19 protein-coding genes are annotated in these 18,300 nt (G+C 71.1%); 6 read left to right on the top strand and 13 right to left on the bottom strand.

What is annotated here, in order from left to right; translation table 11 throughout:
* Positions 1–9 precede the first annotated feature (9 nt).
* The 5 genes from ACIRO3_RS30610 to ACIRO3_RS30590 all read right to left on the bottom strand — a co-directional run bounded on the left by ACIRO3_RS30610 (position 10) and on the right by ACIRO3_RS30590 (position 4,507).
* Positions 10–1,167: an endonuclease/exonuclease/phosphatase family protein gene (locus ACIRO3_RS30610; protein ID WP_404142147.1), complete on the bottom strand. Its 1,158-nt coding sequence runs from the start codon at positions 1,165–1,167 to the stop codon at positions 10–12.
* Complete coding sequence (locus ACIRO3_RS30605) at positions 1,160–2,287, bottom strand: sensor histidine kinase (RefSeq protein WP_404142144.1); 1,128 nt, start codon at positions 2,285–2,287, stop codon at positions 1,160–1,162. Before ACIRO3_RS30605 ends, ACIRO3_RS30610 begins: the two co-directional genes overlap by 8 nt.
* The gene (locus tag ACIRO3_RS30600; protein ID WP_404142142.1) at positions 2,280–2,975 is read right to left on the bottom strand and encodes a response regulator transcription factor; all 696 of its coding nucleotides are present in this window, start codon (positions 2,973–2,975) and stop codon (positions 2,280–2,282) included. Before ACIRO3_RS30600 ends, ACIRO3_RS30605 begins: the two co-directional genes overlap by 8 nt.
* A gap of 139 nt (positions 2,976–3,114) precedes the next feature.
* Complete coding sequence (locus ACIRO3_RS30595) at positions 3,115–3,810, bottom strand: DNA alkylation repair protein (protein ID WP_404142139.1); 696 nt, start codon at positions 3,808–3,810, stop codon at positions 3,115–3,117.
* 283 nt (positions 3,811–4,093) lie between these two features.
* Positions 4,094–4,507, bottom strand: coding sequence for an ATP-binding protein (locus ACIRO3_RS30590; RefSeq protein WP_404142136.1), 414 nt, complete (start codon positions 4,505–4,507; stop codon positions 4,094–4,096).
* Positions 4,508–5,118: 611 nt separating this feature from the next.
* Here ACIRO3_RS30590 and ACIRO3_RS30585 point away from each other — a divergent pair.
* Positions 5,119–5,622, top strand: a complete 504-nt coding sequence (locus ACIRO3_RS30585) for a choice-of-anchor C family protein (protein WP_404142133.1) — start codon at positions 5,119–5,121, stop codon at positions 5,620–5,622.
* Positions 5,623–6,079: 457 nt separating this feature from the next.
* Here ACIRO3_RS30585 and ACIRO3_RS30580 read toward each other — a convergent pair whose 3' ends face one another.
* Positions 6,080–6,802, bottom strand: a complete 723-nt coding sequence (locus tag ACIRO3_RS30580) for a hypothetical protein (RefSeq protein ID WP_404142131.1) — start codon at positions 6,800–6,802, stop codon at positions 6,080–6,082.
* Between the two features lie 384 nt (positions 6,803–7,186).
* On the opposite strand from ACIRO3_RS30580, the gene ACIRO3_RS30575 reads away from it, so the two are divergent.
* The gene (locus ACIRO3_RS30575) at positions 7,187–7,627 is read left to right on the top strand and encodes a VOC family protein (RefSeq protein WP_366000935.1); all 441 of its coding nucleotides are present in this window, start codon (positions 7,187–7,189) and stop codon (positions 7,625–7,627) included.
* Positions 7,628–7,709: 82 nt separating this feature from the next.
* On the opposite strand, the gene ACIRO3_RS30570 is transcribed toward ACIRO3_RS30575, so the two are convergent.
* Positions 7,710–9,356, bottom strand: coding sequence for a carboxylesterase/lipase family protein (locus ACIRO3_RS30570; protein ID WP_404142129.1), 1,647 nt, complete (start codon positions 9,354–9,356; stop codon positions 7,710–7,712).
* A gap of 248 nt (positions 9,357–9,604) precedes the next feature.
* On the opposite strand from ACIRO3_RS30570, the gene ACIRO3_RS30565 reads away from it, so the two are divergent.
* A complete protein-coding gene (locus ACIRO3_RS30565) occupies positions 9,605–10,609 on the top strand; it encodes a MerR family transcriptional regulator (RefSeq protein ID WP_404142126.1) in 1,005 nt (334 codons plus the stop codon).
* Between the two features lie 10 nt (positions 10,610–10,619).
* Positions 10,620–11,279 (top strand): MSMEG_1061 family FMN-dependent PPOX-type flavoprotein, encoded by a 660-nt coding sequence (locus ACIRO3_RS30560; RefSeq protein ID WP_404142124.1) that lies wholly within the window; start codon positions 10,620–10,622, stop codon positions 11,277–11,279.
* Between the two features lie 130 nt (positions 11,280–11,409).
* Here ACIRO3_RS30560 and ACIRO3_RS30555 read toward each other — a convergent pair whose 3' ends face one another.
* The 5 genes from ACIRO3_RS30555 to ACIRO3_RS30535 form a co-directional block, all read right to left on the bottom strand.
* On the bottom strand, positions 11,410–12,012 hold the full coding sequence (locus ACIRO3_RS30555; protein ID WP_404142122.1) for a TetR/AcrR family transcriptional regulator: 603 nt from the start codon (positions 12,010–12,012) through the stop codon (positions 11,410–11,412).
* Positions 12,009–12,986 (bottom strand): saccharopine dehydrogenase, encoded by a 978-nt coding sequence (locus ACIRO3_RS30550; RefSeq protein ID WP_404142257.1) that lies wholly within the window; start codon positions 12,984–12,986, stop codon positions 12,009–12,011. Before ACIRO3_RS30550 ends, ACIRO3_RS30555 begins: the two co-directional genes overlap by 4 nt.
* Positions 12,987–13,057: 71 nt before the next feature.
* Complete coding sequence (locus ACIRO3_RS30545; RefSeq protein ID WP_404142120.1) at positions 13,058–13,939, bottom strand: NAD(P)H-binding protein; 882 nt, start codon at positions 13,937–13,939, stop codon at positions 13,058–13,060.
* Positions 13,940–14,185: 246 nt separating this feature from the next.
* Positions 14,186–14,734, bottom strand: coding sequence for a GNAT family N-acetyltransferase (locus ACIRO3_RS30540; protein ID WP_404142118.1), 549 nt, complete (start codon positions 14,732–14,734; stop codon positions 14,186–14,188).
* Positions 14,735–14,962: 228 nt separating this feature from the next.
* A complete protein-coding gene (locus ACIRO3_RS30535) occupies positions 14,963–16,093 on the bottom strand; it encodes an NADH:flavin oxidoreductase (protein WP_361786033.1) in 1,131 nt (376 codons plus the stop codon).
* Positions 16,094–16,371: 278 nt separating this feature from the next.
* Between ACIRO3_RS30535 and ACIRO3_RS30530 the strand changes: the two genes are divergently transcribed.
* Positions 16,372–16,875, top strand: coding sequence for a MarR family transcriptional regulator (locus ACIRO3_RS30530; protein ID WP_361786096.1), 504 nt, complete (start codon positions 16,372–16,374; stop codon positions 16,873–16,875).
* Between the two features lie 490 nt (positions 16,876–17,365).
* Positions 17,366–17,479 carry a CGNR zinc finger domain-containing protein gene (locus ACIRO3_RS30525; protein WP_404142115.1) on the top strand — a complete coding sequence of 38 codons (114 nt, stop codon included), beginning with the start codon at positions 17,366–17,368 and terminating at the stop codon, positions 17,477–17,479.
* Positions 17,480–17,561: 82 nt separating this feature from the next.
* Here ACIRO3_RS30525 and ACIRO3_RS30520 read toward each other — a convergent pair whose 3' ends face one another.
* Positions 17,562–18,236, bottom strand: a complete 675-nt coding sequence (locus tag ACIRO3_RS30520; protein WP_404142113.1) for a hypothetical protein — start codon at positions 18,234–18,236, stop codon at positions 17,562–17,564.
* Between the last annotated feature and the right edge of the window lie 64 nt (positions 18,237–18,300).

Raw genomic sequence — 18,300 nt, 5'->3', positions numbered from 1 at the left:
TCGCGGCCGTCACCAGCTGATGGCGGCCGCCACCGGCAGATGGTCGCTGTCGGTGGCCGGCAGTACCCACGAGCTCTTCGGCTCCACGCCCCTGACCAGGATCTGATCGATCCTCGCCATCGGGAAGGACGCCGGCCAGCTGAAGCCGAAGCCACCCCCGGCCACCTCCTGGGCCGACTGCAGCCGCGAGGTGAGGCCGTCGAACGCCCGGTCGTCGGTGGTGCCGTTCATGTCGCCGAGCACCACCACCCGCTCGTTCGGTTCGGCGGCGACGGCCTCGGTGAGCGCCGCCGCCCCGACGTCGCGCGAGTCCGTCCAGAAGCCGTTCCTGGGCATCATCCGTACCGATCCCAGATGCGCCACGTACACCACCAGCGGCCCCCGGCCCGTGGCCACCGTGGTGCGCAGCGCCCGGGGCGGATCCACGGGAAGGTCCTCCGCCCGACGCGTGTTCGCGAGCGGCCCGACGTTGCCCCGCAGGACGATGACGGGCCGGGAATCCGACAGCGGCAGCTTGCTCCACAGTCCGACCGTGCCCTGCACCGTGTGGTAGGGATACGCCTTCGCCAGTGCCTGCCGGTACGCGCCCGTGGCCTGCGGGGTCATCTCCTGGAGCGCCACCAGCTCCGCCCCGGAGGCGGCCAGGTCGCGGGCGGTGCCGGCCGGGTCGGGGTTCTCGGCGTTGACGTTGTGGCTGACCACGGTGAGGTCGCCGCCCGGCTGCGACGTGTCGAAGAGCAGCCCGCCGAAGAGGCTCAGCCAGGTCACGACCGGCAGCAGCAGCGCGACCACCGCCGCGGCGGACCGGCGCCACAGCGCCCCGGCCAGGAGCACCGGGATGAACAGCCCGAACCACGGCAGGAACGTTTCCACCAGACCGCCGAGACCGCCCAGGTCCGTGATCTGCGCGTGCAGCGGCATGAGCAGGCCGAGTACCAGCGCCGCCGCCGCGAGCACCGGGCCGCGCTTCCACGGCCCCGGCCCGGCGAGGCCGCGGATCGCCCGACGAACACGCGCGCGCCGGGCACCCGAGCGCCGGGCCCCCGAGCCGGCCCTCCCGCGATCGGCGCCGCTGCGACCGGCCTGAGCCGTGTCCGGGATCTCGGCTTCCTCCTCGGCGTCGCCCTGCTGCCGCGCGTCCGGGACGTCTCGTAGTGCTTCAGTCACTGATCTGATGTCCTTCGGGGAGAGGCAGCGGCGATGCGGGCAGTCGAACGGTGACGCGTAGTCCGCCCTCGGCGCGCGGGGTGAGGGTGAGGGACCCGTCGTGCACCTCGGTGATCCGCCGGACGATGGCCAGGCCGAGTCCGACCCCCGCGTGGTCGTCGCGAATGCGTTCGGTGGCACGCTGAAACGGCTCGGTGAGGGTCGAGACCAACTGCGGGGAGAGCTTTCCGCCGCTGTTCTCGACGGTGAGCACCACGGTCTCGGGACCGACGCCGGTCTCGACCCACACCCTCCCCCTCTCGGGCAGGTTGTGCACGATCGCGTTGTGCACGAGGTTCATCGTCAGCGGGAGCAGGAGGGCCTGTGAGCCGAAGGCCGGGGCGATGCCACCGGAGGTCTCGACGGTGACACCGCGCTTCTCGGCGAGCGGGAGCAGTGTCTCGATTGCCTCTTCCACGAGCAGGGACAGATCGACGGGTTCCCGGCTGAAGGTCCCCTGGTCGGCGCGGCTGAGCAGGAGCAGCGCCTCGGTGAGGTCGATCGCCCGGGCGTTGACGGTGTGGAGCCGGTCGACGATCTCGCCCAGCTCCTGCGTCGGATCGTTGCGCGCCAGGTCGAGCAGCGTCTGCGAGATCGCCAGTGGGGTGCGCAGTTCGTGCGAGGCGTTGGCCGCGAATCTCCGCTGTTCGGCCACGTGCGCTTCGAGGCGGGCGAGCATCGCGTCGAAGGCGTCGGCGAGGTCACGGAACTCGTCGTTACGGCCCGGCAGCCGGATCCGGTGGGAGAGCGATCCTTTGGTGGCCCTGCTCGTGGCGTCCGTGATGCGGGTCAGCGGGGCGAGCATGCGGCCGGCGAGGACCCACCCGCCCACGAGACCGAACACCAGCAGAAAGGCCAGTACCGCGGCTGCCCTCGGGGCGAAAACGTCCAAGAGGGCCGACCGGACGGGAAAGACACCCTCGGGCTTGTCATCGGGGTTAATGAGCATGGCACGGTCGGGGACGTAGCGCAGGAGGAACACCCACACCGCCGTGAGCAGCAGGAGCCCGGCGAACACGAGGAATCCGGCATAGCTGAGGGTGAGCTTGAACCGGACGCTGAACCCGGGCCGCCTATCCACGGTCGCCTCCCTCGGGGCCGGCCGCCGATCGCGTGTCGATGCGGTACCCGGCGCCGGGCACCGTGGCGATGACCCAGGGTTCACCGAGCCGTTTGCGCAATGCCGAGACCGTGATGCGGACGGCATTGGTGAACGGGTCCGTGTTCTCGTCCCATGCCCGCTCCAGAAGCTCCTCGGCGCTGACGACACCGCCTTCGGCGGCGACGAGTACTTCGAGCACGGCGAACTGCTTCCTGGTCAGCGCGATGTGAAGGCCGTCGCGGTGGACCTCGCGGCGGAACGGATCGAGCCGCAGACCCGCGATCTCCCACACGGGCGGCCTGTTGTGCGCACGTCTGCGGTCGAGTGCCCTGAGCCTGAGCACGAGCTCCCGGAGCTCGAACGGCTTGGTGAGGTAGTCGTCGGCGCCGAGCCCGAACCCGGAGGCCTTGTCGTCGAGCCGGTCGGCGGCGGTGAGCATGAGGATCGGCATGCCGCTGCCGGAGGCGACGATGCGTCGGGCGATCTCGTCGCCGGAAGGGCCGGGAACGTCGCGGTCGAGGACGGCGATGTCGTACGGGTTGACGCTCAGCAGTTCCAGAGCGGTGTCACCGTCACCGGCGATGTCGGACGCGATCGCCGCCAGGCGCAGTCCGTCGCGGATGGCTTCCGCCATGAAGGGCTCGTCCTCGACGATCAACACTCGCATGCTCCGAGGGTACGAGTCGCCACATATCGCAGGCGTATCGAAACCGCACGGGTGCCCGCCACCACCCGCGTTGCCGTGACCTCGGCTCCGGGAGGCGGCCACCTCCATCGGGAGGCGGCGGCGCCCCGAGGACCGCCGACTATCCCACCGTGTTGTCGCTGCGCCGACGCACCATCTCGGTGATCCAGACGGGCGCGAACGGAGAGGTGCAGCCCGGGGAGGTCGGATGGTCCTGGAGCACGTGGAGGCGCTCACCGATGGCGATCGCACGGGTCCGGTACTCGACGCGCTCGATCCCGATCTGGGCCAGGCAGTGGTTCATCGCCCATTGCAGGCGATCCGGGGCGTCCTTCATCTGCGCCTCGATGACGTCCAGAAGTCCCGCGAGGTCGAGGTCCTCGGGCTTCTTCGCGACGCGTTCGGTGGTCAGCGCCCACCCGGCGCTCGCGACCACGGGATCCGGATCGGCGAACCAGGCCCGGCGCAGCTCCTGGGCGTGCGGACTCTTCTTCACCACGTAGTTCACGAGCCAGTCGTGCACCTTGGGTGTGCGTGCCTCGCGCACCATGGCGTCCAACTCGTCACGCTCGAACGCCTTCGGCCGGCAGATCAGGGTCGCCAGCAGTCTGGCCGCGCCGTCACCCGACTCCCAGAGCCGGCAGGCGAGGTCCTGCTGCGTCCTCAGCCGCTTCGCGAGGGCGCGGAGCCTGCCGAGGTTGACCCCGTGATCGTCCCCGTGCCGCTCGTTCACCGCGCGCGTCTTCGGGTCGTCGAGAGCGGCCAGCTCGGCCAGCACCTCGTCCACCGACGTGCCGGTCGGCGTCTTCTCGGACACTTCGGCCTCCAGCCGCTCACCCACGGGATCCGCCCCACGGGACCCACCCGCCGGGACCCACCCTAGGTGGCAAGCCGCCCCCCTGTCGTACACGCCGGGTTCGCCTTCCCCGAGGACGCTCGACGCCATGGCACTCAGTGGACGAGCACTGCCGACACAGGCAACCGCGGCACGGAAGTCCGCCACCCCGTTGCGGCTACCACCGCTGCCGGGCCCTCCGGCCGGCGCCGGAGGGAGCGTCGGGGGAGAGTCGGGGGCCTGCTCCGCAGCCGGACGCCGAGGCTCAGCGGGGGAGGGCGGCGATGATCGCCTTGCCTGCGCCGGGCGGCGCCTGGACGATGGTGAGGCTCTGGCTGAGACGTTGGACCATGGGCCAGCCGAAGCCGCCGGTCAGGCCGCTGAAGTCGGGGGCACGGCCCCGGGGATGGGCGGGGCTGGGATCCTCGACGGTGACCTGGATGCGCTGCTGATCGGCGCGCAACTTCAACGAGGTGACCGCGCCGGCGTGCCGAAGCGCGTTCGTGACGAGTTCGGACACGAGCAGGAGCACGTTCTGGACGGTGGCCTCGGGCGGTGGCGGGCAGAGCGCGGTCAGGAAGTCGGTCGCGGCGTCGCGTGCCTGGTCAGGACGGACAGGCCGACAGGTGAACTGTGCCGGGTGGCCGGCACGGCTCTCACGCGAGATCAGGCTCACCATGACACTCCCCGTTCCGCGTCGCCTCCGCCAGGCTGCCGCACTGCGCGCATACCCCGCCGAGGCGCGGGCTACCCCGCGCAGCTTCTGGCGGCCGGGCGCTTCACGATCGGCGTGCCCGCGTCACAGGCGCGGAGGGTCGACGTCGATCCCGGCGGCACGCCGGCCGTCGACGCCTCGGCGGAGCTGTCCGTGGCCGAACGTCCCCAAACGGCTTCCGGTAGCGCCGACTGGTATGACGGCGGTCATTTCGTTCGGCATGTGCCCCCGCACACCGGGACGCGATCCTTGTGCACGCCGGAGAGGGATCACGACAGTTGACGTGTCGAACCCACCCTCGTCCTCCAGGAGGAACACATGGCGGTTGCCCGTACAGCCCTCGTCGCTGTCACCGTCGCGGCCCTGGTTCCGCCGGATCCGGCTTAGGGTCTGTCTTTCGGATCATGCCGGGCTCGCGGGGCCTGGCACGCACGCTCGCCGCGTTGTCGTCGGTCGCCAACGCTCCGCGTTGACTCCCTCCTCCGCCTTGCGATCGCACGCACCAGGCCCCGCTCCCGGCTCCGGCCTGATCCGAAAGACAGACCCCAGCCCTCGCCGCGCCCGCCGCAGCGGCGGTGAGCCGATTCGACGACGGCAGCTTCGAGTACCCCGCCGCACCGGCGAACGCTTTCACCACCGTCACCGCCGGGCAGTCCATCGGGCCGTGGAAGGTCACCAGCGGAGCGGTGGACCTGATCGGCGCCGGATTCTGGCAAGCCGCGGAGGGAGAGCAGTCCGTCGACCTGAACGCCGCTCAGCCCGGAGCGGTCGCCCAGACCTTCGCCACCACTGCGGGACAGAAGTACACCGTGACGTACTCGCTCGCCGCGAACCCGGAAGGGGGGCCCGCCGTGAAGACCGGACGTGTCCTGCTGGACGGGCAGAACATCCAGGACTTCTCCTTCGACTCCACCGGCAAGTCCCGCCCCGCCATGGGCTACGTGACGCGCCAGGTCACCTTCGTCGCACGCGCCGCCTCCACGACCATCGGTTTCGCCAGCACCGTGGCCGGAGCCTACGGGCCGGTCATCGATGACGTGGGCGTCCACACCTGCTGCCCCTGCTCCTGCGGCAAGTGAGCAGCCGCCCGTCCAGCGCCGTGGTCCAACCGCCGCCTTGACCGACCGGGGGAAAGGGAACGAGGGCCCGCACACCCACCGGTGACGAAGGAAGGCCGCGAGTTCGGCGGCGGACGCCGGCGATGACGGCCCGTTCGCTTCCGCGGTGAGCGACACGGGCCGGGTGACCGTGTCGGCGGCGGGCCGGGTACGGGTCACGCTCGCGGCATCCCCTGCCGTGCTCGGGACCTTCCCGCAGTACAAGACCGAAGGGGTGGAGTGTCTGCCCGGGTCCGCCGATGCCCTCCTGGGCTCCGATGCGAGAACCTCGGCGGATACCTGCGGACCATGCCGTTCTGCGGCGCCTGACCTGCCCAGATCGCGTTCGAGCACGCCTCGGCACGGTGCTCGAAGCCTCCCGGTCCGGCCGTCCGGCCGGCCGGGGACTCCGCGGCGCTCGGCGCACTCGGCCGCAAGCTCACCGGGGCGGTTCGCACCGCCGGGGAAGCGTCACGGTCCCGGGCCGGTGCTCGAAGGTGTCCATGACCAGCCACTCGTCCAGCTCGGGGTCGTAGAGGTTCTGGACACCGAACTGCAGTACCTGCCAGAACGTCCCCCGGTCGCCTTCGTCGACGTAGATGTCACCCAGCGCGAGCGGCAGACGCGGATGGTTCCCGGGGGGCAGCTTCGGGAGGACCACGCCCACCCGCCAGTGGTTCACGTGCCGCTGCGCGTGGGCGTGCTGCAGGGTCTCCCGCCCGACGAACCGCGCATCCTCGAACCCTTGGTTCAGTGCCTCCAGGTTGAAGCCCGGGATGCGTGAGCAGGGATGCTCGTTCAGACCGGGCCACTTGTACGTCAGCGTGTAGAGCGTGTCGCGGTAGATCAGGTTCGTGAACCAGATCGGGTACTGCGGGCCGCCCGCGGTCATCTGGCTGTCGCCGTCTCTCCCCTCCCAGGTGAACGGCACCGTGATGTCCAGGTCCCGCACGATCCACTTGCCCTTGCCGCGGAAGTCGCGGGGCAGGCGGGGCGGAGGCGGCGTCGGGGAGGTGTCCAGCCGGGCGGCCACCGTCCCGAACGACGGCGCGGCTCCGGTGCGGGGCCCGCCGCCGATCGAGGGCGGTGCTGCCAGGACGAGGGCGACCGCTCCGGCAAGAGCGGCCGACGTGACCGTCTTGCGTGTGCCTTTCCAACCCATGATCTGCCTCGGCTGTCGCGTCGGGCGCCGTCATGGCGCGGGGTACATTCACGGCGATGCTGGGACACCGTCCCCGGAATTGCAGATTCCGAAACCGTCGGCTGTGAGTGGACCCGAGCCGCTCCGGCCCCACCCCGCCGCCCCTGCCCGCTTGCCGCTGCCCACCTCGCGCCTCCCGACGGCGGAGCCGGTCAGGGGCCTCAACCACAACCGACGAGAAGGCAACCCGCTCATCCCGATTGTCGGCCTTAGAGAGTGCGACCATCGCCAGGGGAACCGAACTCCCACCGGGGCAGCGTCTGGCCGAGAGCCGGCCGGTTCGCAGTACGCACAGATGTCTAATGGCGGCCACAACGGGCTGCGCGACGAAGAAGGAGAATCCTCGTGGGGCTTCAGCGGATGGACAACGTGAGCATTGTCGTCGAAGACCTGGACGCCGCCATCGCCTTCTTCACCGAACTCGGCATGGAGCTGGAAGGCACGGCGGAGATCGAAGGCCGCTGGGCGGACCGCACCGTGGGACTCGACGGCGTCCGCAGCGTCATCGCGATGATGCGGACCCCGGACGGCCACGGCAGGCTGGAGCTGACGAAGTTCCACACCCCTGCGGTCATCGACGCCACACCGCTCGACCCCCCGCCCAACACTCTGGGTCTGCATCGGGTCATGTTCGCCGTCGACGACATCGACGACACCATCGCCCGCCTGCGCCCCCACGGCGCCGAGCTTCTCGGCGAGGTGGCACGGTACGAGGACAGTTACCGGCTCTGCAACCTCCGCGGCCCCGCGGGCATCATCGTCGCCCTGGCCGAACAGATCGGCTGACAGCCCGTCACTGATACCGCCTCCGACCTGGCGACCGGCGCCGGACGCGTCCGGTCGCCGATCACCGGCAGGGGGCGGAGGCCTACTGAGGTAGGCGGTCCCAGAACGAGCAGTGGTGTGCCGAGTGCGCGTCGATGGGATGGATGCCACCCAGCCCGGGAGCCAGGGCCTGCACCGTCTGCGTGTGCGGTGACGAAGGGCGCAGGAGGGGCCAGAGCGGGGCGTCCGAACTGTTTGGGTTGCCGGTGCGCGCGAAGTTCGTCCAGTAGTCGACCATCCGGTTCGACAGAGCGCGTTGGGTGTCGTTCAGCGGTTGTTCGGTGGGGAAGGCGGAGAACAGGAACGGCATCTCGAATCCGTGCGCCGCACCATAGGGGAAGTTCGGGTTCGCCGGCAGTCCGGCGAGGACGGGCGCACCCGGATCGCTGAACTCGTATCCGTAGAGGCGGAGGCCGGGGGCGTGGGTGGCGAGTGTCCGGGCGGCCGCCAACGTGGTGCAGGTGAGGGAACGGTCGGTCAGCACCGAGGCCCAGGCCAGCGCGGGCGTGGGGTGGCGTGCTGCCGGATACTCCGCCTCGACGGCCGGGGCCGCACCTGCGAAGGCGTCCACGAGGCGGGCGCGGTAGTCGTCCTCGGTACGGATCGGGAACGAGGCGAGCGAGAGGCCGACGAACATCCGCATCTCATCCTGGTTGGTGCCCTGCATGACCGGCACGCGCTGGAAGCGTCCCGACGCCAACGCCTTGGCCGGCGCCACGGGCAGCAGCGCATTGCCGAATGCGGGCCGATTGAAGGACTGCATCAGTTGCGCGGTGGCGAGGCGATCCGTGCCCTGCCCGCGCAGGCACGCCAGCACCTCCTCGCCGTCGCCCGTCGCGCATCCCAACTGCCGGGCGGCTTGCGTACCGGCCGTCTGGACATCGCGCTGGGAGGCGAACGGCTCGTAGGCCGGGGTGCCGGGTCCCAGAGCCCCGGGTGGGAAGGACATGAAGCAGGAACCGCTCTGGAGCACGGCCCGCTGGAACAGCCCGACGGCGGTCGGGGAGGTGAGGTGTGCACACACGCTGAGGGCGCCCGCGGACTCACCGAACAGCGTGACCCCGCCCGGATCGCCGCCGAAACGCTCCGCGTTCGCCCGCACCCATCGCAGGGCCGCCTGCTGGTCCGCCAAGCCGAACGGTGGTGCGGAGCCCAACCCGGGGTGGCCGAAGTAACCGAAGATCCCCAGGCGGTAGTTGACCGTGACGACGACCGCGTCCCCCCGCACCGCCAGTTGCTCGGTGTTGTAGTCACTGCCGGAGCCACCAAGGAACGCGCCCCCGTGCATCCACACCAGCACGGGCCGCTTCTGCCCGGCCGGCTTGGGTGTCGGCGTCGTGACGTTGAGGTAGAGGCAGTCCTCTGAGCCCAGGGCGCTCGCACCCGGCGCCGGCATCTGCACACAGCGTGGGGCCGCCGTCGTCGCGTCTCGGACTCCCTGCCACCGGGCAGCGGGTGCCGGGGCGCGCCAGCGCAGCGGGCCGGTCGGCGGCGCGGCGTAGGGAACACCGCTGTAGGTGGTGTACGAGCCGTGTGACACGCCGCGTACCAGACCGTGGTCGGTCCGTATGACGGTACCGCTCTGCCCCGCGGAGTCCGTGGAACCGGGTGGAGCGCCGGTCGCCGGTACGACGGTGGCCGCGAGGAGAGCCACCGCGCAAAGGAAGGGGAAGAGCACCGTACGGAGCATGGCTCCTCGGGGTGGACGCGGTGCTGTCAGGGTGGGGGACATGCGTACCTGCCGTTTCAAGGTCGGACGCGGTCGGATGGGGTCGGGAGGCAGTCGGACGTGGTCGGACGAGCCGCCACGAGACCGCCACGAAGCTGCCACGAGGCCGGTCAGGCTTCAACGAGGCCTGAGCGGTGGAGACCGGACGGGCCGCCGCGGTCGGTTGTCAGTACGCTAGGACCTCCCGCGCGCTGGAGGTTCAAGGGGCTGTGACGCAAGACACGTGGAGCATCGGTGAACTCGCGGCAGGAACGGGGGTGCCGGTGAAGACCCTCCGCTACTACTCGGACAGCGGTCTGCTGCCCGTGGCCGCACGGAGCACCGGAGGCCATCGACGCTACGGGCCTGAGGCGTGGGAGCGGATCCGCCTCATCAGGCGCCTGCGGGCGCTGGGCACGTCCATCGCGGTCATCACGCAGGTGGTCACCGGTGAGTGCTCCCTCGGCGAACTGGTGGCAACCGAGCTGGAAATGGTTCAGGAACGACTGACCGAACTGCGGTGGCGCCAGGCCACGCTCGGGGCTCTGGACGAGTGCCCGAGCGAGGAACGGCTCCGGCGGCTGGAGATCCTCGCTCGCGTGCAGCGGCTCCCGCAGGCGCATCGCAGCCTCACCGATCACTGGTATCGCGAGCTGTCCGCGACCATGCCGAAGCGCCGGCTCGACATCATGGTCGCCATGTTGTCGCCCGGCCCGCCACAAGACCCCGATCCGGCCTCGGCCTTGGCCTACGCCGAGCTTCATCTACTGGCCTCCACGCCCAGCTTCACCCGTTGGACCCAGGACCACGAGGAAGAGTTGCGGGATGCCCCGGCCTTCTACGGGGAGATCGACGAAGCCGCCGCCCTGACGGCCGCCGCTGTGGCCCAGGGGCTGCCGCCCGGCGCCGGGGACGCGGTGAACGCCTTCGTGTCCGCCCACGCACGAGCCCGAGGGGAATCGGACACGCCCGCCTTCCGTGAACACCTGCATGGTCTGGTGTCGAGGTCATCCGGCTTCGACCCCCGCCTGGAACGCTATTGGGCCCTGGTCGGCACGGCGACCGACGGGCGCGTGCTGAACATGACGGTGGCTCACAAGTGGCTGACCCACGGACTGTCGCTCTCGATATCCGACAGCGCGCCTTCAACCGCGAAGGGCTCGACCTCCAGGAAGGCAGGGAGGCGACATCGCCACACCGATTCGCCCAAGATCGCACGCACGTCGGCCCATTAGGGTCGGAGGCATGACAACACCCTCTGACACCAGCGCCTTCGCCTCTCTCCGCCTCGACGCCATTCCCGACGAGGAGGCCCTGCGCCGGGTCTACGAGTCCCCCAGCCGTGCAGCCGTCCGGAAGCAGATGACGGAACTCACCGAGCAGACCAAGCGGTTGATCGCGTGCTCATCGCTGGTCCTGGTAGCCAGTGCGGACGCCGAGGGAAACTGTGATGTCTCGCCGCGCGGTGGCCCCGCCGGATTCGTGGCCGTCCTGGACGCATGGACGGTGGCGATACCGGACGCGACCGGCAACAAACGTCTGGACACCCTGCAGAACGTCATCGCCACCGGACGGGCCGGACTGCTGTTCATCATCCCCGGACGCACCACGACGCTCAGGGTGAACGGCCGTGCCTGCGTCTCCACCCGCCCGGAGCTGCTCTCGCAACTGACCGCGGTGGGCAAGCCACCGACCAGTGCGCTGGTACTGGGGATCGAGGAGGTCTACCCGCATTGCCCCAAGTCGCTGCTGCGCAGCGCGGCCTGGAAGCCGGAAGAGTGGCTGTCGGCGGACGCCCAGCCTGCCTCGGCCGAGGTGACGCTGGCCCAACTGCGGATGCCGGAGCTGACGATCGCCGACATCGAGCGCGCGGAGGCGGACTCGCTGAAGTACCGGTACGAGTGACGTGCCGACCGGTGATGTGCCGCGCAGCCCATGCTCCGCGTGGGGATGGCGGCGCACACGTGGCCCGCACGCCGAGCGGGACCGCCGGCCGGGCTGCGGGCGGCGGGACGCGCCGCCGCCCGTTCGGCGTTCAGCGGGTGGCCACGCCTGCGAGCAAGGCGAGCGCGGTCCCGCGCAGGCGGGCATCGGCGCCGGCCGTGCGGCGGCCGGTGATGCCGGAGCGGAACAGCGCGGACCCCTCCATGAGCACGACGAAGACCTCGGCCCGGGGGCGGGCTTCGGCCGCACTCAGGCCCGGCGCCTGGTCCTGGATGAACGCGGCCACGTGCGTCACGTACTGGTCGTGGAACGCGCGGACGGCCGCAGCCGCCTCCTCGTCGTGCGCGGCCAGCGACCACACCTCGGTGAACAGCCGTACCGGGCGCGGGTCGTCGTGGTCGGAGAGGAGGCTGCCGAGCAGGGCTTCGTACCCGCTGCCGTGGGTGGGGGCGACGGTGAGGGCGGTGACCCGCTCCAGGGAGGAGGCGAGGACGCGGTCCAGGAGCGCCGACAGGAGGCCCGTACGGGCGGGGAAGTAGTACTGGAGGTGGCCCAGCCGGACGCCGGCCTCCTCGGCGACCGCCCGCAGGGTCAGTTGGGAGCCTCCTGAGGAGGTGAGGACGCGTTCGGCCGCGTCCAGGAGAGCCGTACGTCGCTGCTTGCCCTTGGACGTGGGTCCGGGTACGGCGTTCATGCGGCGGCTCGCGTTCCGACCCGGCCCCTGAAGACGATGTCGACGCCGTGCCGGACGAGCAGCTCGACCGCGCCGGCCGGATCCGGATGCTGCTCGGGGAAGACCAGCCCCCGAGGTGCGGGGGAGCCGTCCGTACCGAGGACGCGGCGCAGGCCCACGACGGCCCCGACCGCCGTCAGGTGGTGCTGGCCGAGCGGATCGGTGACGGTCGCGGTACGCGTGCGCCCCCCGTGGGTGACGTCCACACGCAGTCGGGCCGTTCCGCCGTCGCCCGGCGAGTGGAGCATGGCCCGGCGTGCCGGAGCCCAGCGTTCCCCGCCGGCCCAGCGGAAGAATCCCGCGCTCCGCAGAGCGAGGAGCGCGCGGGTCGCGGCCGGCGAACTGAACCCGATGCGGGTGGCCGCCGTCGTGGTACCGAAGGTCAGCGGCAGCGTGAACTGTTCCGGGGTGTCGATGCGCGCCACACGCACGGGCGTTCCGCCGATGCGTACCGTGCGGGACTCGGTCATCGGAGAGGCGAGCCGGCGCCTCCCGCCGTCCACGACCTCGAACGCCACGCCCAGTCGGTCCATGAACTCGACGGAATCAGCTCCGGTCCGGTCGGCCATGTCCCACCGAACGGCGATCTCGACCCGCTCGGCGCCGCCCAGCTCCTCGGCGAGCACCGCTGCCACCAGACTGCTGACCCCGCCCATCCAGGCGGAGGACAGCAACACGGATGCGGTCGGGCGGAGCAGGGCGGTGACGGCGACAGCCCGTTGCAGGCGGCCCGTCCACCGGGTGATGTCCACGTAGGGCACCCCAGCGGCCGTTGCGGCGTGCAGCACCCGGTCCTCGGGATCGTTGACCGAGCTGATGACGGCGCGAACGCCCGCACGGAAGGGGGTGGGGTCCGCCAGGTCCCAGGCGCGCACCTCGGCCCCGATCTCGGCGGCCGGCGCCCGGCAGCGCTCGGGGTCGCGGCCGGTGAGCAGGGTCGGGGTGTCCGGGGCGACTCCCTCCGGGACCGGGACCGCGCCGCCGGGGACCTTGCGTCGTCGCCGTCTTACGAAGCGTCGACGAGCCGGTGTCGGAGGTGGTCGTGGGCCCAGGCGGCGAGGGTGGTCGGGGTGGTGGTCTGGACGGTTCGCCGCTGTTCGGGCACGAAGTCCTCGCGCAGTCCGGTCGACATCCCGAGCACGGCTTCGACCAGGCCGTCGGTCATTCCGGCCTGGCGCAGCCGGGTGCGCATGGCGTTGTCGGTGATCCGCTCGACGCCGATCTGCCGGCCGGTGGCGGCGGTGAGGATGTCGGCCACGTCACGCCAGGTGAGGTCGACGGGTCCGTGGACCGCTTGCACGCAGCGTCCGGACCAAGTGGCGCAAAGCAGGCGGGTGGTGGCGACCTCGGCGATGTCGCGAGGCGCCACCCAGGCCATGGCTTGGTCCACTGGAAGGACCACTTGGAGGGTGCCCGCTCGCAGGGCGTCGAGTTGCAGTTCGAGATTGGTGAAGAAGTAGCCGCAGCGCAGGTGGGTGACGTGGACGTCGCAGTCGTCCAAGGCGGTTTCGGTGTGTGCCAGGCCGTCGATCTCGCCGGCGCCGTGACGTTTCTCGGCTCCGACGCTGCTCTGGAAGACGACGCGGCCGATCCGGTTGTCGGTGACGGCACGGACCACGCTGCTGGTGGCGCGAGCGTAGTCGGCGAGGGGGTCCTCGCTGCCGGTGCTCGGGTCCACCCAGAAGAGCGAGTCGATGTCGCGGGTGGCGGCCACCACCGCATCGGCGTCGAACTGGTCGACCCGCGCGACATCCACCTCGGCTCGGATCTCGGGAGCCAGCCGGTCCGGATCGCGCAGCAAGACACGCGGCCTGACACCGGCGCGGACCAGCATGGCGACGACGTGACGGCCGACGTTACCGGTCGGAGTCGTGACGGCGATCTTCATGGTTTCCTCCTTCTGAAGACGTGACTTCAGGTTAGGAGCCAAGGCGGCGAGAGTGGGCCCGCCTCTCCTGGAAGGCCGTGGACACGACCGCGGACCAACGCCACGTCGAGGTCGATCGCACCGGCCGCCGGCGCCGCAACCGAAACGGGCCGTCGGGGCGCGCGGCAGCCGCTCCCCGCCGCCACAACCGGGGTCAAGCACACACTCGTTGCCGCACGGGATACCCCGTTCGAGCAGTCGGCGCCCTCAGAGCTCGGGAAGGGACGGATCGGGTGCCCAGGGGGCCGGTGCGGTGACGGACCAGCGTTCGTGGTCCCGCCAATCCCCGTCGATGTAGAGATAGGCGGGCGCAAGCCCCTCGTACTGGAAGCCCAGCCGCCGCACCACGGCCAGGGACGCCCTGTTCGCCGGCTGGACATTGGCCTCCAGCCGGTGGAGCCGCAGGTCGGTGAAGGCGTACCGCATCGCGGCGGCGACCCCTTCGGTCATGAATCCCTGCCCCGCCGACGGGGCGAAGGCCGCGTAGCCGAGGGACGCGCCCTGGTAGCGCCCCCGGATGATCGAGTTGACGTTGACCATGCCGGCGGCTGCGCCGGTGTCCCGGACGCGGACCAGGAAGCCCTGGTTGGTGCCGTCGTCGAAACGGTGCATCCAGTCCTGGAACTCCCGCACGTTCGTCGGTAGTCGCATCCACGGCAGGTGCAGTGCGGAGCTGGCCCGGACGAGGGTGCAGAACTCGTCCTGGTCGGAGAGGGTGAGCGGGTGCAGTTCGACCCGTGACGGCATCTTGATCATGGAGCCACGTTAGAGCGCCCCCCGGGTGGGGGTGAATCGAGTTTCGCGCGCGGCCCGTTGCGCACGACCCGGCGCGCCGGCCGGAGGCGAAGCCGGGTCCCGGCTTCCCTCCGTGCCGGACGGAACGCGGCAAGGGCCCTTACAGCCCGCGACGTGGATTCGGCGGCCTGTTCATCCAGGGAGCGGCCGGCGACTCTGGCACCCCGGCCTCGGGCCCGCGGCTTTCGGCTACCGGCTGAGCGACGTGAGCGCCGCCGCGTCGTACGGCTTCAGCTCGTCGAAGCGGTTGCCGAGGACCTTCGCCGCCCACTGCGGGTCCTGGAGCAGTGCCCGGCCGACGGCGACCATGTCGAACTCGTCGCGTTCCATGCGGTCCAGGAGGTTGTCGATGTCGCCGAGCGCCGCACCCTCGCCGGCGAAGGCGCGGATGAAGTCGCCGTCGAGGCCGACCGAGCCGACGGTGATCGTCGGCCGGCCCGTGAGCTTCTTGGTCCAGCCCGCCAGGTTCAGGTCGGAGCCCTCGAACTCCGGCAACCAGTAGCGCCGGGTGGACGCGTGGAACGCGTCGACGCCCGCCGCCGCCAGCGGGGCCAAGATCGCCTCCAGCTCCTCCGGGGTCTGCGCGAGCCGGGCGTCGTAGGCCTCCTGCTTCCACTGGGAGTAGCGGAAGATCACCGGGAAGTCGGCCGCGACGCGCTCGCGGACCGCGGCGACGATCTCCGCGGCGAACTTCGTACGGGCCACCGCGTCGCCGCCGTAGGCGTCGGTGCGGCGGTTGGTCCGCTCCCACAGGAACTGGTCGAGCAGGTAGCCGTGAGCGCCGTGCAGTTCGACGCCGTCGAAGCCGATCCGCTCGGCCTCCGCGGCGGCGTCGGCGAAGGCACCGATGACGTCGTCCAGATCGGCGCGGGTCATGGCCTTGCCGGTTCCCTCGGTACCGTCGACGCGGATGCCGGAGGGGCCGACGGCGGGGGCGTCGGCATACGGCGCCTCACCCTGCTTGCGCACCATGCCTATGTGCCACAGCTGAGGCACGATCGTGCCGCCCGCCTCGTGCACGGCCGCGGCGACCTTCGCCCACCCCGCGAGCTGGTCCTCGCCGTGGAACCGCGGCACCCGGTCGCTCTGCCCGGCGGAGTCGTGACCGACGTACGTGCCCTCGGTGACGATCATGCCCACACCTGCGGCGGCCCGGCTGGCGTAGTAGGCCTGAACGTCCTCACCGGGCACGCCGCCGGGGGAGAACATCCGGGTCATCGGCGCCATCGCGATGCGGTTGGGGACGGTCAGGCCGTTCAGCTTGAGGGGCCGGGACAGGATCTCGGCCGCGCGGGAGGCGGTGGACGTGGAGATGGTCATGCGGGTCCTCCGGATTGAGGCTGTGGCTCGTCGGGTGACAACGAGAAGTGCATAGTACACACGCTATGTATCATGCATATTGCCGTGTCCGGCCGACGTGCGGCGCAGCCCGTGCCGCAACTCGCATACGAGCCGTGCAGCAACCCGCGTGCCAGCCGTGCAGGGGTCCGCGTGCGAGCCGGGCAGGGGTCCGCCGGTTCCCGGGTTCACCGGTCCGCGATAATGGAACGCCGCAAGGAACGGGAGGCGCAGTGCTGGAGAAACTGGAACGGGAGCTGATGCTGCTCTCGCGGCACCAGGTGCTTGCCCGGCGCGAGCGCGACCCCGAACGCCTGGAACGGTCGGCGTACCTGCTGCTCAGCCGGATCGACACAGAAGGCCCCATGTCCATCGGGCAGTTGGCGGAGGCCTTCGGGCTCGACACCTCGACCGTGAACCGCCAGACGGCCGCGCTGCTGCGCTGCGGACTGGCCGAGCGCGTAGCGGACCCGGAAGGCGGCATGGCCCGCAAGCTGCGCATCACCGTCGAAGGCGGACGCCGGCTCGCCGAAGACCGTGAGGTCAACCGGTCCTGCCTGGCCCGGGTGGTAGCCGACTGGTCCCCTGAGGAAGTAGGGGAGCTGGCGGACGTCCTGGTCCGGCTCAACCGCAGCGCCGAGGCCCTCGAAGGACGGTACTGGCCGCGCGCGGAGGAAGACGACACCCGCGCCGCGTGCCGGCCGCCGCTCCCGCACGAATCCCCGGCTCCCGCTCCCCGGGCACCCGCGACTCCCGCCGCGTAGGCATCCGCGACTGCGGCCCGCGGGCACGCCCTCGGCCCGACCCGTGAATCACTAGCGCATCGGGCCGCGCCCGCGCTCGGCGTACGTCCCGCCGACCGGACGGCCGGCTCACGTCCCCTGACCCGCGACGGGGAACGGTGGAGCGGCCTTCTCGGTCATCGATCGACCGGCGTGCCGAGCACGCGCCGGCGGAATCGGATGATGGCAGCGGCGGCGGCGTCGAGGTGACTCTCCGAGGAACGCGACCTGCTGCGCCGTGTACGTGACGCGCTGCACCTGCTGATTCGGGGGACATCCTCGGATGTCAGCACCCTTGCCGCCGCGCTCGGCCGGGCGCGACTTCGCCCTGTCGTATCGCCCGCAGGCGTGTCCTGGCAGCTGGAGGCCGCGCCGGATGAGGAGATCGCGGTTCGTGTCGTACTCGCGTGGTCGCGCGTCACCACGGAACTGCCGCGACGACTGCGGGGCCTGCGCGAACCAGGAGTGCCGCATGTTTCTCATCGATCACAGCCGGCCCGGGACCGCCCGCTGGTGTTCCATGGCGGTCTGCGGCAACCGGATGAAGGCGCGAACCCACGCGCGCAAGCGGCGCTTCGAGGAGTGACCGCCCGAGCGGAAGCCGATCGGGACAGTGGATGCCCGGGCCACGCACCACGGCGTGGTGTGGGACGCGCGAAGGCCGAGGGTCACCAGGTCAGGGTGACGAGTACGGTCCCTTCGGTGGTACGGACCGCCACGCTGCCCGCGTCGCCGTAGACCTCGCGCCGCCAGTCGATGAACAGCCGGCCCAGGCGGAGCGCGGCGTCGCGACTGAGGGCGTCGTCGGTGAAGTAGGAGACGAAGGTGATCCTCGCCTCTCCGGAGGCGCTCACCTTCCGTACGCGGGTCTCGCGTACGGACTGCTGGGAAACGGTGCCGTCGTCGCCCTTGGTGAGGTGCTCTCCGAGGTATGCCTGGAAGTCCCGGGTCATGTCGAACCAGTCCGCGGGCCCGCAGGGGCCGCCCCCGTTGCCGACCTCCCCATCGGTCGGCGGACCGGCGCCGCCGGTAGCGGTCTCCTGGTCCGTGGGCGGGCCGGCGTACCCGCCCGTCTCCTGGTCCGTGGGCGGGCCGGCGTACCCGCCCGTCTCCTGGTCCGTGGGCGGGCCCGCGTACCCGCCGGTCTGCTCGTCCGTGGGCGGGCCCGCGTACCCGCCGCTCGGGTCGTCACTCGTCGTGTCCAGGCCGCAGTCGGCGGTCGGTGAGAGGGAGGGCACGGGCGCAGGACCTGCCGAACCTCCCGGTGTCGTGCTGCCGCACCCGGCCATCAGGGCGCACAGGAGCCCCGCCACCACCACGCGCCCGGCTGTCGGAACGCTCATCCCCACCATCCGCTTCCCCCTTCATCCCCCGTCAAGAGGGGATCCGACGGGCGCCGGTTCCCCG

The organism is Streptomyces sp. NPDC102278, assembly GCF_044766345.1.
Taxonomy (GTDB): Bacteria; Actinomycetota; Actinomycetes; order Streptomycetales; family Streptomycetaceae; genus Streptomyces.
The sequence above is the reverse complement of the archived record's forward strand: the minus strand, read 5'-3'. Positions and strand labels throughout refer to the sequence as shown.

Coding starts and splice junctions, on each gene's coding strand:
- ACIRO3_RS30520 (WP_404142113.1), bottom strand. CDS start 18,236: ATGAGCGTTCCGACAGCCGGGCGCGTGGTGGTGGCGGGGCTCCTGTGC.
- ACIRO3_RS30530 (WP_361786096.1), top strand. CDS start 16,372: ATGCTGCTCTCGCGGCACCAGGTGCTTGCCCGGCGCGAGCGCGACCCC.
- ACIRO3_RS30535 (WP_361786033.1), bottom strand. CDS start 16,093: ATGACCATCTCCACGTCCACCGCCTCCCGCGCGGCCGAGATCCTGTCC.
- ACIRO3_RS30540 (WP_404142118.1), bottom strand. CDS start 14,734: ATGATCAAGATGCCGTCACGGGTCGAACTGCACCCGCTCACCCTCTCC.
- ACIRO3_RS30580 (WP_404142131.1), bottom strand. CDS start 6,802: ATGGGTTGGAAAGGCACACGCAAGACGGTCACGTCGGCCGCTCTTGCC.
- ACIRO3_RS30560 (WP_404142124.1), top strand. CDS start 10,620: ATGACAACACCCTCTGACACCAGCGCCTTCGCCTCTCTCCGCCTCGAC.
- ACIRO3_RS30555 (WP_404142122.1), bottom strand. CDS start 12,012: ATGAACGCCGTACCCGGACCCACGTCCAAGGGCAAGCAGCGACGTACG.
- ACIRO3_RS30600 (WP_404142142.1), bottom strand. CDS start 2,975: ATGCGAGTGTTGATCGTCGAGGACGAGCCCTTCATGGCGGAAGCCATC.
- ACIRO3_RS30525 (WP_404142115.1), top strand. CDS start 17,366: ATGTTTCTCATCGATCACAGCCGGCCCGGGACCGCCCGCTGGTGTTCC.
- ACIRO3_RS30545 (WP_404142120.1), bottom strand. CDS start 13,939: ATGAAGATCGCCGTCACGACTCCGACCGGTAACGTCGGCCGTCACGTC.
- ACIRO3_RS30570 (WP_404142129.1), bottom strand. CDS start 9,356: ATGCTCCGTACGGTGCTCTTCCCCTTCCTTTGCGCGGTGGCTCTCCTC.
- ACIRO3_RS30590 (WP_404142136.1), bottom strand. CDS start 4,507: ATGGTGAGCCTGATCTCGCGTGAGAGCCGTGCCGGCCACCCGGCACAG.